This is a genomic window from Nocardia sp. NPDC056541 (genome assembly GCF_042794235.1).
In the GTDB taxonomy this organism is placed as follows: domain Bacteria; phylum Actinomycetota; class Actinomycetes; order Mycobacteriales; family Mycobacteriaceae; genus Nocardia.
Window position 1 is genome coordinate 296266 of the sequence record NZ_JBHTUD010000005.1, and the last position, 14606, is coordinate 310871.

The following is a 14606-nucleotide window of genomic DNA, read 5'->3' on the forward strand; positions in this document are numbered from 1 at the left end:
AATTCACCGGAAAGGGAATCGGGGCGCGATGAAGTGGATCGTCGAAATCAGCGACGACAGGGCGGAGCCGTGGCGGCGGCCTCGATCCGGATATTCGGCAATTCCACGAGACCTCCTTTCCACGTTCGGTCTCCGCAATCCAGTATCGGAACCTCCGATGTCACCGAACAAGACAGCCGGTCTACCGGATTCGTTCAGTTTTTCTCGATCGTCGACCGGGATCAGGACGCCAACTGCTCGGGCGCCGCGATGGTGCGCAGCATGCGTATGGCCGCGGCGACAGCGGGCCTTTCCAGGGAGGCCTGCCGATAGGTCACGCCGACCTGGCGCGACCCGTTGGCGATGGTGCAGGCGATCAGGTGCCGGTACTCCGGTGGCACCGACATCTCCGGTACCACCGCCACGCCCAGCCCGTGGTCGACGATCTCGGCCATCCCGGCGAAGGTGCCGCTGCGATGCTCGATCCGCGGGGCGAACCCGGCCTCACGGCAGGCGTACATCACCGACACGATCGACGGCGCGCCGTCGCGGGCGGCGATCCAGTCGGCGTCGCGCACCGCGGACAAGCCCTGCTGGCGGGCCCGTTCCCGCAGGCCGGGTGGGGCGAGCAGCACGAGCGGATCGTCGAACAGGAACTCCGAGGACAGCCCGAGCGGCAGATCCCGAGCCCGGAACGAGTACGAATAGGTGATCGCGATGTCGACCTCCTGCTGGCGTACCGCGGGCACCGCATCCACCGGGATCAGGTCGACCACCTGCACCCGCAGGCCGGGGTTCTCGTTCATCAGCCTCGCCGCCGCGGGCAGCGCGAGCCGGGTCTGCGCGGTGCGGAAGGTGGCCAGGGTGAGTACACCGGTGATGGCCTCGGCGGTGGCGGCCACCGCGCTCTCGGCTTCCTCGAGCGCGGTGATGATCCGCGAGGTGTAGTCCACCAGCACCCGGCCCGCGTGGGTCAGGCGCAACACCCGGCCTTCACGGCGGGTGAGCACCGCGCCCACTTCCTCTTCGAGAATGCGCAACTGTTGCGAGACCGCCGAGGTGGTGATCCCGTGCAATTCCGATACGGCGGTCATGGTGGTTCGCTCGGCGAGATCGCGCAACAGGACAAGGCGTCGAATGTCGTACATGAATTCCTCGCTTCGACCGGTTGGCGTCCGGATTCGCCCATCATCCGCAGTAGCGACATTCCAGGAAATCCTTACGATCAGAGCGATTCTGTGCAGCTGCGCTTCGCCGATCACGCCACCACGGCATCGACGGCGACGGGCGTGCCCGTACCGACCGGTACCGCGTCGAGCAGCCGTCGGGTGTAGTCCTGGGTGGGTTTCTCGAAAACATCGGTGACAGCACCGGATTCGACCACCGAACCCGCGCGCATCACCGTCACCTCGTCCGCGACCAGCCGCACCACACCCAGGTCGTGGGTGATGAACAGGTACGTCAGACCCTGCTGGTGCTGGAGATCGACCAGCAAACGCAGGATCTGCGCCTGCACCGAGACATCGAGAGCCGAGACCGCCTCGTCGAGGACCAGCACGCGCGGTCCAGCGGCGAGCGCGCGGGCCACAGCGACGCGTTGACGCTGACCACCCGAGAGTTCGGCAGGCTTGCGCGCCAGGTGTTCTCGCGACAGGGCGACCTCATCGAGCAGTTCGCGCACCCGATCGCTGCGTCGTGGCCCACGCGGGAGCAGGCCGAGTGCGACGAGCGGTTCGGCGATGATCTGCTCCACGGTGAACTTCGGGTCGAGCGACGAATACGGGTTCTGATATACGAACTGGATCTCGCGACGGATCGGACGAAGTTTCCCGCGTGAGAGCCCGTCGATGCGGGCGCCGTCGAACCACACCTGCCCCGAGTCCGGTGAAGTGAAGCCCGCGGCTATCCGGGCGACGGTCGACTTGCCCGCCCCCGATTCCCCCACCAGCGCGTGCGTTGTTCCCGCGCGGACGGCCAGGGAGACGTTGTCGACCGCGCGCACACCACCGTGCGCGAAGGTCTTGGTCAGTTCCCGGACCTCGAGCAGCGGCCTGGCCGCTTTCGGCACAGGCGTCGCCCGGCCCGTCGACGAACTGATGGACGTCGGCGCCGACCGCGCACGCACGGCCGACGATCCGGTCCCTGTCGACGAAACCGATTCTCCGGGAACCGACGCCGGGCCGCAGGCGGACGGGCCACCTGGTTCGAGACGGGGCTCGGTGCTCGTCAGGCGGGTGCTCACCTGGGTGGGCGCCGCCGCGACCAGTCGGCGCGTGTAGTCGTGTCGGGGATCGGCCAGGATGCGGCCGGCCGGGCCCTCTTCGACGATGCGGCCCTGCTGCATCACGATCAGGCGGTCGGATCGTTCGGCGGCCACGCCCAGGTCGTGGGTGACGAGCAGGACGCCGAGGCCGAGGGTGTCGCGCAGGTGGGCGAGGTGGTCGAGGATCACCTTCTGCACGGTGACGTCCAGGGCCGAGGTCGGCTCGTCGGCCACCAGCAGCGCGGGGTCGTTGGCCAGCGCGATAGCGATGAGCACCCGCTGTTTCATGCCGCCGGACAGTTCGTGCGGGTACTGCCGGTACACCCGTTCCGGCTCGCGCAATCCCGCCGTGGCCAGTTTCGCCACCGCGAGGTCGCGACCCGGCCCGGATTCGACGCGCCGGTGCAGTCGCAAGGCCTCGAGCACCTGGGTGCCGACCCGTTTGACCGGGTTCAGCGAGGTGCCGGGGTCCTGGGGCACGAAACCGACGAACGGGCCGCGCAATCGGGCGAGCTTGCGGTCGTTCCAGGACGCGGTGTCGTGCCCGTTCAACGCCAGTGCCGTGGCCTCGACCCGCGCCGATGGGGGCAACAGATGCAGCGCGGCATGGACGGTGGTGCTCTTGCCGGACCCGGATTCGCCCACGATCGAGACGAATTCGCCCCGGCCCACCGTCAGCGACACACCGTCGACCGCGGCCTGCCCGTCCGCGCCGCGGACGCGGTAGCGCACGGACAGGTCCTCGATCCGCAGCAGGGTTTCCTTCTCGCTCATCGCTTCTCTCCCAACGCTCGCCCGATTCGATTGGTGGACAGCACGACCACGGCGATCACGATGCCGGGCAGCAGCGAGATCCACGGGTAGGTGGCCAGAAAGTCCCTGCCCTCGGAGACCGCGAGGCCCCATTCCGGGTCCGGCGGCGGTGCGCCGTAGCCGAGGAAGCCGAGCGCCGCCACGGCCAGCACCGCCGTGCCGCATTCGAGCGCGGCCAGTGACAGCACCGCCGAGACCGAGTTCGGCAGCACGTGCCGCACCACGACCCGTCCGAAACCGGCCCCGGAGCCGTAGGCGGCCTCGACGTAGTCGGTGCCCGCGACCTTGAGCACCTCCGAGCGCATCACCCGCGCGAACGCCGCCACCGCCGAGATACCGACGGCGACAGCGATATTCACGGTGCCGTAGCCCAGCGCGGTGACCACGGTCATGGCCAGCAGCAGGCTCGGGATGGCCAGCAGGACGTCGACGAAGCGCATGATCACCGCGTCGACCCGGCCCCCGAGGAACCCGCTGAGCAGCCCGATCGCCGACCCGATCACGAACCCCAGGGCCACCGCGAGCAGGGTCGCGGTGAGTGTGGTCGAGGTGCCGTAGATGGTGCGGGCGAGCAGATCGCGGCCGAGGCGGTCGGTGCCGAACAGGTGCTCGAGACTCGGCGCGCTGAAGCTTGCGTCCGAATCACCTTCCAAGGGTGAGTACTTCGTGAACAGGGACGGGACGAGCGCCCAGGCGAGCACGGTGGCGAGCACCAGCCACGCCAGGGTCAGCCCCGGCGCGGCGGTGATCGCCGCGGTCGCGGTGCGCACGCGATCGGGAACCGTCGGTGCGGTACGGATGTCGTTGTCGAGGACGGTCATGCGGAGGTCCTTGCTCGCACACGGGACCGCAGCCGCGGATCCGCCAGTGGATAGACGAGATCGACGAGGAAGTTCACCGTCACGAAAACCAGCGCGGCGAACACCACCACCGCCTGCACCAGCGGCACGTCCTGGGTGCGCACCGCCGTTTCGGTCAAGCGGCCCAATCCCGCACGGGAGAACACGGTTTCGACGATCACCGCGCCGGCGAGCAGGTTGCCGAAGGTGACACCGGCGATCGTGAGCGCGGGCAGGGCGGCGTTCTTCAATACCTCCCGTACCAACACCCACAGCCGCGTCGCGCCCTTGGCCACCGACACCGTGACATACCCGGCGTGCAGTTCGGCGTCGAAGTTCTTGATCAGCAGCTGCGCGATCGGCGCCGACACCGGTATCGCCAGCGTCACCGCGGGCAACACCAGCGCGCCGAAGCCTTCGTTGCCGATCGGCGGGAACCAGCCCAGCTGGAACGAGAACACCTGCAGCAGTGCGAGTCCCACCAGGAACACCGGCACCGACACCCCCGCCGCGGGCAGGGTCGCGACCAGATCGGCGACCCATTTGGTGCGGGTGTAGCCCGCGGTGGCGGCGACGGCGAAGGCCAGCGCGACGGCGAGGACCAGCGCGGCGCCCGCCAGCAGGGCAGTGTGCGGCAGCACCGACATGATCAGCGGCCACACCTGCTCACCGGTGCGGGTCGACACCCCGAAATCACCGGTCAGCGCGGCGAACAGCCGGTGCGTGTACTGCCCGACCAGCTGCTGGTCCAGGCCGAAGTACTCCCGTGAGTTCTGTTTGTCCTCCTCGGAGATCAAGTCGCCCTGCGACGGGTCGAACAGGAAGTCGACCGCGTCGTAGGGCAGCACGAACAGCAAAACGAAGGTGAGGGTGTAGGCGCCCCACACCACGAACACCGCCTGCCCCAGCTTGGCGAGCACATAGCGCGACATCGGTTACCTCGGCTCGATCCAGGTGTCGTAGAAGACGTTGCGCGACTGCGCTTCATAGCCCACGTTGTGCACCCGCGGGGATGCCGCGGTCACCTGCGCCGGGTTGTACACCGGCACGGTGAGCACCTGGTCCACGAGCAGGAACCGCTGCGCCGCCTCGGCGGCCTCGGCGCGCTTGCCCGGGTCGAGGGTCTTGCTCACCGCGCTGAGCTTGTCGATCGCCTGCTGGTAGAGCGGGTTCTCCGGCGCCAGCTTCGAGGAGTTGGTGTACTGCGGCGAGTACACCTGCTCGAGCACCGCCACATCGGCGCGACTCTGGTTGGCCACCTGGATGTTCCAGCGTTTCTGCTGGGTGGCGGCGGCGGTGTAGTCCGGGATCGGCAGCACGTCGAGTTTCAGGTCGATGCCGATCTTGCGCAGATCCTGCTGGATCAGCTCGTAGGCGGGCTTGTTGTTGACCAGGTTGTTGATGCCGAGCAGGGCGAGTTCGAGTCGGCGGCCCTGCGCGTCCACCCGGATACCGTCGGAGCCCTTCTTCCACCCCGCTGATTCGAGGATCTGCTCGGCCTTGGTCCGGTCCTGCTTCAGTTCCGCGGAGAAGTCGACGTGGCCGGGCACGCGCGAGGAGATCACCGAGCTCGAGACCTTGTAGCTCGAGGTGAGCACCGTCTTGGCGAGCGCGTCGCGGTTCCAGCCCAGCTTCACGGCCTCCCGCACGGCACGGTCGTCGGTCGGGAACCGGTCGGTCTTGAGGTCGAAGGAGATATCGCGCCCGGGAATCAACTGCGGCACGATCCGGTAGCCCTCGGCTTTCAGCGGCGCCTCGTCGGTGTTGTTGACGTCGAGGATCGCGTCGACCTGACCCGCGCGCAGCGCACCGGTGCGGACCGCGGCCTCGGGAATCACCGAGATCTCCACGGCGTCGAGGTAGGCCTCGCCGTTGTGTTTGCGGCTGGCGGGCGCCCAGTTGTATCCGGGACGCTTCTTCAGCACCGTTTTCTGCTGGTAGACGTGCTCGGCGACGACGAACGGACCCGTGGTCACCAGATTCTGCGCCAGCGCGCGCTGCTCTTTGGTCAGCTGCAGGGTCGAGTGACCGACGATGCCGGAGAAGTACAGCGAAAGTGCCTGGAGGAAACCGGCGTTCGGTCGATTGAAGACGACCTTGACCGTCGCCGGGTCGAGCACCGTGGTGCTGGTGTAGCCGACCCAGTACGCGGTCACCGGCACGATGCCCAGCGCCTTGTCACCGAATCCGAGCAGGTCGAAATTCTCTTTCACCGAATCGGCGGTGAATTTCGAACCGTCGGTGAAGGTGACGTCGTCGCGGAGCCGGAAGGTGAATTCGGTCAGCTCCGGATTGATATCCCAGGACTTGGCCAGCCACGGTTCGATGGCCCCGGTTTCAGGATTCTGGTAGGTCAATTTGTCGGTGATGTTGCTCGTGATGAGCGACTCCGGATACGAACTGCCCGAATGCGGATCGAGGTTGGCGGGTGCGTCGAGGACGGCGAAACGCAGGGTCCCACCGGCGACCGGCGGGCCCGCGTCGTCGTTGCCCGCGACCCGGTTACCCGAGGCCGCGCAGCTCGTCAGCACGGAGGCGACGAGGGTGACGGCCACGAGCATCGTCGCCGCGGAGAATCTTTTCGATGACATTTCGCGAAGTCTGCACAACGACAAGTGCGCGAACAACCAAGTTGCACTTCGTGATTTGTTCAGTTTTAGTGAATCGAGCACGCCACCCGATCGTGAAGCGAAACTTGAATAATGGTGTAGGCATTCTTGGCGATCCGAAATCGCGGAATGTGACGGTCGCGGACTTAACCTCCGGAGTGTAAGCAACACAGTCCGCTCCGACGAAAGACCCACGACCACATGAGGAATATTCGATTCCGTCACCTTCTGGCCACCGGCACCGCGGCCATCGCCCTCGCCACCGTGCTGGCCGCGTGTGGTGGGCCGTCGTCGCAGAACGAGGCGGCAGGCGACCCGGTTTTCGGTGGCACGCTGAACTTCTACGATCCCATCGAGTACACAGCGTGGACGCCGGTCAACTCGATCTGGTCCAACAGTCAGGTCGCCAACAATCTTGCCGAGCGCCTGACCTGGCAGGATCCCGAGACCGGGGAGATCAAGCCCTGGCTGGCCACGTCGTGGGAGGTCAGCCCCGACAAGCTGAAGTACACCTTCCGCTTGCGCGCGGGAGTCACGTTCAGCAACGGTGACCCGCTCGATGCGGCGGTCGTGAAAGCCAACTACGACCAGCACGCTCTCGGCGACAAGGCACTCGGCGTTCCGCCGGACCGGTTCTTCTCCGACTACCGGGCTTCGACCGTGATCGATCCGCTGACCGTCGAGGTGGCCTTCACCAAGCCCAATGCCGGTTTCCTGCAGGTGGCTTCGTTCTACCGGGCCGGGTCCATTCTGGCGAAGCCGTTCCTGGAGCGGGACCTCAACGGGCAGAGTCAGGCCAAGAACTGGATCGGGTCCGGTCCGTTCGTGGTGGAGTCGGTCACCGGCAACACCGGCATCACCCTGAAGCGGCGCGAGGACTACAACTGGGCGCCGACGGGTTCGGGCCACCAGGGCAAGGCCTACCTGGAGCGGGTGGTCTTCAAGACCGTGCCGGAAGCCGGGACCAGGGTCGGTGCGCTGCAGTCGGGTGAGGCGCACATCGCGCGCAACATCAGCCCCTACGACGAGGAGACGGTGACCGCCAACGGTGGCCGGATCGAGGCGTTCGCGGTGCAGGGCCAGACCAACAAGCTGTCGGTGCAGCTGGATTCGGCCACGCCGATCGTGGAGAAGGAGGTGCGCCTGGCCCTTCAGGCCGCCACCGATCGCAAGGAGATCAACGAGACGGTGCTCTCGCCGAGCTACCCGATCCCGAACAGCATCCTGGTCAAGGACACTCCCAATCGCGGCGACGCCGGCAAGTACCTCGGCTACGACCTGAACAAGGCCAACTCGCTGCTCGAGGGCGCGGGCTGGAAGAAGGGTGGCGACGGCATCAGGGCCAAGGACGGCAAGCGCCTGCAGTTCGAGGTCTGGGTGGCACCGTTCTACCAGGTGTCGCAGCCGGTGCTGGAACTACTGCAGTCCCAGTGGAAGAAGGCAGGCGTCGATCTGGTGATCCACACCGTGTCGCAGACCGAATACGAGTCGATCCGTAATTCCCGTCCCGACAACTGGGCGCTGGTGCAGGGCCAGACCTCGCGCGCCGAGGCCGACGTACTGCGCACCGCGTTCGACAGCACCGCACAGAACGAGTTCTTCGCGCCCGTGCCGGACGCGAAGCTCGACGAGTTGGTGCGCGCGCAGGCCTTCGAGTTCGACCCGGCCGCGCGGACCAAGGCCATCCAGGCGGTCGAGGACCGGGTCTTCGGCGAGGGCTACGCCATTCCGCTCTACGACGAGACCCAGGTGTTCGGCCTGGCGCCGACCGTGCACGGTTTCACCACCGAGTCCACGGCCCGCACCTGGCTCTACGACACCTGGATCACCGGGTAGGAGCCGGCGATGCGCATCTACGTTCTGCGGCGGCTGGTACAGGCGGTACTGGTCCTCTGGGCCGCCTACACCCTGTCGTTCATCTTGCTCAGCGCGCTGCCCGGGGATTCGGTGAACAACCGCATCCAGAACCCGGAAGCGCAGATCACGCCGGAGGCGGGCCGGTTGATGCTCGAGTTCTACGGGCTCGACCGGCCGGCCTGGGAGCAGTACCTGCACGCGCTGTGGGCCCTGCTGCACGGTGACCTCGGATTCTCGCTCACCTCGGGAAGGCCGGTGACGCACGCGGTCACCGAGGCGCTGCCCTCGACACTGACCCTGACCGGACTCGGCCTGGTGTTCGGGCTGATCTTCGCCGGTGTCGTCGCGGTGGCAGCCAACTACGCGCCGTGGACGTGGCTGCGCGGCGTCTTCGATTCCGCGCCCGCGCTGTTCGCCTCGGTTCCCACCTTCGTCGTCGGTGTGCTGGTGCTGCAATATCTTTCGTTCCGCTGGCACCTGATCCCCTCGGTCGACGACGGCACAGTGCTCGCGCTCATCGCGCCCGCCGCGACACTGGGGCTGATCGTGGCCGCGCCGCTGGCCCAGGTGTTCGCCACCTCGGTGCGCACCACCCGGCAGCGACCGTTCGTGCACGTGGTGGCGGCCAGGGGCGCGAGCGAGGGCTACATCTTCCGCAAAGATGTGCTGCGCAATTCGTCGCTGCCGGTGCTCACGCTGCTCGGGCTGGCCTTCGGTGAACTGATCGCCGGTGCGGTGGTGACCGAGTCGGTGTACGCGCGACAGGGCATCGGCCAGCTCACCGTCGGCGCGGTCGACACCCAGGACCTGCCGGTGGTGCAGGGGGTGGTGTTGCTCTCGACGGTGGCCTATGTGCTGGTGAATCTCGCGGTGGACCTGGCCTATCCGTTCATCGATCCGCGGGTGCTGGTGGACGGGCGCACGCACCGGGTCACCCGGTCGCGATCGGCCGTACGCAAGCAGGCCACCGTATCCGTTCCGGTCGTCGCGGCGGTGCCGCGTCGACTGCCTGCCGAGGTGGCGATGCCATGACGACACTCGAAAAGATCGAAGCTGTTCCAGCCCAGCCAGATTCGACGGAAACTGCGGGTCGGGCATGGTCCGCGCTGCGATGGACCCGTCGGCACTGGACAGTCGCGCTGGCATTGCTGGTGGTCGTCACCATCCTGGCGTGGGCGATCGTGCCGCAGCTGTTCACCGGCTACGACCCGCTCGCGGTGAATCCGGCCCAGAAGCTGAAGCCGCCCTCGGGCGAACACTGGTTCGGCACCGATCAGCTCGGCCGGGATCTCTACGCGCGCATCGTCTACGGCGCGCGGCCCTCACTCCTTGGTTCGGCGATCGCCGTCGGTGTCGGTGTGCTCGTCGGCTCCCTGCTCGGCGCGGTCGCGGGCTGGTTCGCCGGGTTCCCCGACAGCGCGGTGATGCGGCTCATCGACGTGGTGCTGTCGATTCCTGGCTTCCTGCTGGCCATCACCATCGTGGTGCTGCTCGGTTTCGGAGTGTGGCAGGCGGGGATCGCGGTCGGGCTCACCTCGTCGGCGACCTTCGCGCGACTCATCCGCTCGGAGGTGGTCAAGGCCCGCACGAGCACCTACGTCGAGGCAGCCACCACCAGCGGGGCCTCGACCGGCGCGATTCTCCTGCGACACGTGATCCCCAATTCGATCGCGCCGACCGTCTCGCTGGTCACCGTGCAGTTCGGCATCGCGATCATCTGGATCGCCTCGCTGAGCTTCCTCGGGCTCGGTGCGCAGCCGCCGGACCCGGAATGGGGCCGGCTGGTCTCCGACGGGCGCAACTACATCGCCACGCGCGGCTGGCTGACGCTGTGGCCGGGGCTCACCATCGTGGTGATGGTGCTGGCGACCAATCACCTGTCCCGCCATCTCTCCAGGAGGGGCTCCGCATGAGCGTCGTCCACGAAATATCAACGCCTACAATAGAAGTCGAGGTGCGGCCGGTGCTGCGCGTAGCGAACCTGCGCGTGGGCTACCGGGTGGACGACCGGGTCTCCCCGGTGGTGCGCGACGTCTCCTTCGACGTCCCGCCCGGCACCGTGCTGGCGCTGGTCGGCGAGTCCGGTTCGGGCAAGACCACCACCGCCCACGCCGTGCTCGGGCTGCTCCCCGGCAACGGCGAGGTCACCGGCGGCACCATCACCTTCCGCGACCAGGTCCTCACCGAGCTGAGCGCGAAAGGCTGGCGCTCGATCCGGGGACACGCGATCAGCCTGATCCCCCAGGATCCGACCGTCTCGCTCGACCCGGTGCGCCGGGTCGGACACCAGGTCGAGGATGTGCTGCGGCTGCACACCGAGCTCGATGCCGACGCTCGCCGCGAACGCGTGCACGAACTGTTCGAACTGGTCGGCTTCACCGACGTCGAGCGCCGCTATCGCCAGTACCCGCACGAACTCTCGGGCGGGATGCGCCAGCGGGTACTCATCGCCGCCGCGGTCGCGGCCGAACCGGATCTGATCATCGCCGACGAGCCGACCTCGGCGCTGGACGCGACGGTGCAGAAGCAGGTGCTCGACCTGCTCGACGAGGTCCGGCTGCGCACGGGGACCAGCGTGGTGCTGGTGACCCACGATCTCGGCGTGGCCGCCGATCGCTCCGACCTGATCGGCGTGCTGCACCAGGGCGAGCTGGTCGAGTTCGGGCCGACCGCGCAGCTGGTCGCCGACCCGCAGCACGCCTACACCCGGCGACTGCTCGACAGCGTGCCGTCGCGGCGGCCGTGGGTCCGCGACCGCACACCGGTCGCGGTCGGCACCGAAACGGTCATCGAGGTCGACGAGCTGCGCAAGGACTACGGCGGCATACCCGCCGTCGACGGCATCTCGTTCCGGGTGCGACGCGGCGAAACCTATTCCATCGTGGGCGAATCCGGCAGCGGGAAGTCGACGACGGCGCGGGTGCTCACCGGGCTCACCGAGGCGGACTCGGGTCGGGTCACACTGCTCGGTACCGACATCACCCGGCTGAGCCGCCGGGAGTTCCGTCCGCTGCGCCGCGACGTGCAGATCGTGTACCAGAACCCGTATTCCTCGTTCGATCCGCGCTTCGACGTCTACGACGTGGTGGACGAGCCGCTGCGCTCGTTCGAGCCGCGCCGTGGGCTGCGCCGCGGCAGGCCGAATCGGGATCGGGTGGTGGCCGCGCTCGAGGCCGCCGCCCTGCCCGCCGATTTCGTCGACCGGCATCCGCGCGAATTGTCGGGCGGGCAACGTCAGCGGGTGGCCATCGCTCGCGCGCTGGTGCTCGAGCCGAAGGTGATCGTGCTCGACGAGCCCATCTCGGCGCTGGACGTCTCGGTCGCTGCGCAGATCCTCGACCTGCTGCGCGGCCTGCAGGAAGAACGCGGGCTCACCTACGTCTTCATCTCTCACGACCTGGCCGTGGTGCGCGCGATCTCCGATCGCGTCGCGGTGATGCGCGAAGGCCGCATCGTCGAACAAGGCACCGTGGACCAGGTCTTCTCCTCTCCCACCGACGATTACACCGTGCGTCTGCTCGACGCGATCGCCGGCCGCGACCTCATCGGAGGACTGTCATGACCACCACCATCGCGCCCGCCACCCTGGCCGAGGCACTCCCCCGCATCCGGTCCATCCTGACCGAGTTCGTCCCCGGCACGGGCGAGCGCGACCTCGCCTTCGAGCACCCCGACGCGCTGATCCAGGCGCTGGCCGACGCGGGCTTCGGCCGATTGCGGGTGCCGGTGGAGTACGGCGGTTTCGACGTCGACCTGCCGACGCTGTTCGGGCTGCTGGCCGAGGCGGGGCAGGCCGATTCCAATATTCCGCAGATCTGGCGCGGGCATTTCACCACCACCGAGATCCTGCGCGCCGAAACCGATCCGGTGGTGCGCGAGCACTGGTTCCGGGCGATCGGTGCGGGCGCGGTGTTCGGCAACGCGCAGTCCGAGCCCTCGGCACTGGTCGCCGAAGCGGTGGGTGAATCCGCGGGCTGGGGCGTGACCACCACGCGCGCCCGGGTGGGCGAGGACGGCGTGCGCGTGGTCTCGGGCACCAAGTTCTACTCGACGGGCGCGCGATTCGCCGACTACATCCGCGCGGCCGTGGTCGACGACGAGGGCACCCGCGGTTTCGTGGTGATCCCGGCCCGGCACCCCGGCGTCACCCACGCCGACGACTGGGACGGCATCGGTCAGCGTCAAACCGGCAGCGGCACGACCTATTTCGAGGATGTGCCGGTCGAGGAGCACGGCGATATCGGCCGGTACAAGGAGTCCTTGCGCGGTCTGGATTCCTTCGTCCAGATCGTGCACCTGGCGAATCTGACCGGGATCGCGCGCAGCATCGTCGCCGAGACGGCGGAGATCGTGCGCGGTCGCACCCGCACCAGTCTGCACGCGCTCACCCAGCGCGCCACCGAAGATCCCGACGTCCTGTCGGTGATCGGCCTGCTCGAAGCCCGCAGGCTCACCGCCGAAACCCTGTTGCGGCATGCCGCCGAGCAGCTCGAGGCCGCGCACGCGGCCGGGGACGAGGCCGCCTACACCCGGGCCTACCTCGATGCCTCCGCCGCGCAGATCGCGGTGATCGAGGCCGTACTCGATGCCGCGACAAGGGCTTTCGATGCGGGCGGGTCCTCCACGATCCGCAACAGCGTGCATCTGGACCGGCATTGGCGCAATGCCCGCACCCTTGCCTCGCACAACCCGGTCATCTACAAGCCGCGCGTGCTCGGCGACTTCCTTGTCAACGGCAACGCGCCGGTGCCGGGCTACTACCGGCAGCGCCCCTCGGTGGTCACACCGGACGCCACCGTCGCCGCGGCCAACGGCGAGGCGACCGCGGCAGCCGACGCCGCGCAGAACGGCGCGCGATGACCGCCGTCGACCAGTCGGCATCCCTGTTCGAACCCGGCGCGACCGGTTCAGCACCGGCCGCGTCCTCTCTCCCGGTACTCGACGCCGTGCCGGGTATCAGCAGCGGTAGCCTGCCGATCGGCCCGACTCAGGGCACCGCGTCGGAGACCGAAATCGCAGGGACACCACAGCGTTCCCCGTCGGCAAGGCCCGACCATCCGCTCACGGTGGCGGGTATCCGAGCCGCCGCGGCGCCGATCCTGCGGCAGCTCGCCGAGACGGCGCGGCAACGCGAGATCGACCGCGACTACGCCTTCGCACAGGTGCGCGCGCTCGCCGAGACAGGGATCGCCTTGACCGGCATCGCCACTGCAGAGGGCGGGGCGGGCGGGTCGCTGCGCGAGGTCAGCGACCTGGTGATCGAGATCGCGCGGGCCGATTCCAGTGTGGCGCAGGCATTGCGGAGCAGTTTTCTGACCGCGAACCAGGTGGCGGGCAGACCTGACCTGCCGCACCGGGAGCAGACGCTGCAACGGCTACGCGACCGAGACCTGTTCGCGGGTACCAGCAATGAACGCACGGGCGGTGCCAGCGGGCAGGTCAACGCGACGGCCCGCCGTGACGGCGTGGACTGGGTGATCGACGGCGAGAAGTACTACTCGACCGGTGGGCTGTACGCGAACTGGTTCTCCACGCAGGCACAGACCGAGGACGGGACCGTGCTGCGGTTCACCGTGCCGGTGGATCGCGCGGGGGTGCGACGACTCGACGACTTCGACGCGGTCGGCCAGCGCCTCACCGCCAGCGGGACCACCCGGTTCACCGGGGTGCGAGTGAGCGCCGACGAGATCACCCCGGCGCCGGAGACCGAACCCGACAATCCGTGGCAGGGCTCCTACGCCCAGCTGTATCTGGCCGCCGTGCAGGCGGGTATCGCCGCGCGAGCCCGGGACGACGCCGTCGCCTACGTGCGGGAGAAGGCCCGCCCGATCAAACACAGCACCGCTACCAGCAGCCTCGACGATCCCTATGTCCGCCAGACCGTCGGCGAGATCGCCGCCCGCGCCCAGGCGGCGCGCGCGGTAGTCCTGCTGGCCGCCGAAACCCTCGAAGGTGTCCGCGGGCGCACCGGCGACGATGCCAGAGCCGCGGGTGCGGCGGCGGCGGTCGAGGTGGCCCAGGCGGGCGTGATCGCCATCGAATCCGCGCTCGCCGCAGCCGAACTCGTCTTCGACGTGGGTGGCGGATCGATCACCGACCGCGCCCTCGGCTTCGACCGGCACTGGCGCAATGCCCGCACCGCCGCCAACCACAACCCCCGCCAATGGAAGCAAGCCGTCGCGGGCGCGTTTCACTTGACGGGCGAACAACCCCCGACCACCGGTCTGTTCTGATCCACCGAGAGAA

General features: G+C 68.2%; 11 protein-coding genes. 6 read left to right on the forward strand and 5 right to left on the reverse strand.

Annotation, left to right across the window (positions count from 1 at the left end; all coding sequences use genetic code 11):
- Window positions 1-221: 221 nt before the first annotated feature.
- From ACFQ9R_RS11325 to ACFQ9R_RS11345, 5 genes are all read right to left on the reverse strand, one after another.
- On the reverse strand, window positions 222-1127 hold the full coding sequence (locus tag ACFQ9R_RS11325; RefSeq protein WP_378990315.1) for a LysR family transcriptional regulator: 906 nt from the start codon (window positions 1125-1127) through the stop codon (window positions 222-224).
- A gap of 110 nt (window positions 1128-1237) precedes the next feature.
- The gene (locus ACFQ9R_RS11330; RefSeq protein WP_378990316.1) at window positions 1238-3016 is read right to left on the reverse strand and encodes a dipeptide ABC transporter ATP-binding protein; all 1779 of its coding nucleotides are present in this window, start codon (window positions 3014-3016) and stop codon (window positions 1238-1240) included.
- Window positions 3013-3876 carry an ABC transporter permease gene (locus ACFQ9R_RS11335; protein ID WP_378990317.1) on the reverse strand — a complete coding sequence of 288 codons (864 nt, stop codon included), beginning with the start codon at window positions 3874-3876 and terminating at the stop codon, window positions 3013-3015. Before ACFQ9R_RS11335 ends, ACFQ9R_RS11330 begins: the two co-directional genes overlap by 4 nt.
- Window positions 3873-4826 carry an ABC transporter permease gene (locus ACFQ9R_RS11340; protein ID WP_378990318.1) on the reverse strand — a complete coding sequence of 318 codons (954 nt, stop codon included), beginning with the start codon at window positions 4824-4826 and terminating at the stop codon, window positions 3873-3875. The genes ACFQ9R_RS11335 and ACFQ9R_RS11340 overlap by 4 nt, the downstream gene beginning before the upstream one ends.
- Before the next feature lie 3 nt (window positions 4827-4829).
- Window positions 4830-6485, reverse strand: coding sequence for an ABC transporter substrate-binding protein (locus ACFQ9R_RS11345; RefSeq protein WP_378990319.1), 1656 nt, complete (start codon window positions 6483-6485; stop codon window positions 4830-4832).
- Window positions 6486-6704: 219 nt separating this feature from the next.
- On the opposite strand from ACFQ9R_RS11345, the gene ACFQ9R_RS11350 reads away from it, so the two are divergent.
- From ACFQ9R_RS11350 to ACFQ9R_RS11375, 6 genes are read left to right on the forward strand one after another with little or no spacing between them, the layout of a single operon-like run.
- The gene (locus tag ACFQ9R_RS11350) at window positions 6705-8339 is read left to right on the forward strand and encodes an ABC transporter substrate-binding protein (protein ID WP_378990320.1); all 1635 of its coding nucleotides are present in this window, start codon (window positions 6705-6707) and stop codon (window positions 8337-8339) included.
- Between the two features lie 9 nt (window positions 8340-8348).
- Entirely contained in the window at window positions 8349-9392 is a 1044-nt protein-coding gene (locus ACFQ9R_RS11355; protein WP_378990321.1) for an ABC transporter permease, read from the forward strand.
- Window positions 9389-10273, forward strand: a complete 885-nt coding sequence (locus ACFQ9R_RS11360) for an ABC transporter permease (protein ID WP_378990322.1) — start codon at window positions 9389-9391, stop codon at window positions 10271-10273. Before ACFQ9R_RS11355 ends, ACFQ9R_RS11360 begins: the two co-directional genes overlap by 4 nt.
- Window positions 10270-11922 (forward strand): dipeptide ABC transporter ATP-binding protein, encoded by a 1653-nt coding sequence (locus tag ACFQ9R_RS11365; RefSeq protein WP_378990323.1) that lies wholly within the window; start codon window positions 10270-10272, stop codon window positions 11920-11922. Before ACFQ9R_RS11360 ends, ACFQ9R_RS11365 begins: the two co-directional genes overlap by 4 nt.
- Complete coding sequence (locus tag ACFQ9R_RS11370; RefSeq protein WP_378990324.1) at window positions 11919-13220, forward strand: acyl-CoA dehydrogenase family protein; 1302 nt, start codon at window positions 11919-11921, stop codon at window positions 13218-13220. The genes ACFQ9R_RS11365 and ACFQ9R_RS11370 overlap by 4 nt, the downstream gene beginning before the upstream one ends.
- A complete protein-coding gene (locus ACFQ9R_RS11375) occupies window positions 13217-14593 on the forward strand; it encodes an acyl-CoA dehydrogenase family protein (RefSeq protein ID WP_378990325.1) in 1377 nt (458 codons plus the stop codon). The genes ACFQ9R_RS11370 and ACFQ9R_RS11375 overlap by 4 nt, the downstream gene beginning before the upstream one ends.
- The last annotated feature ends 13 nt before the right edge of the window (window positions 14594-14606 follow it).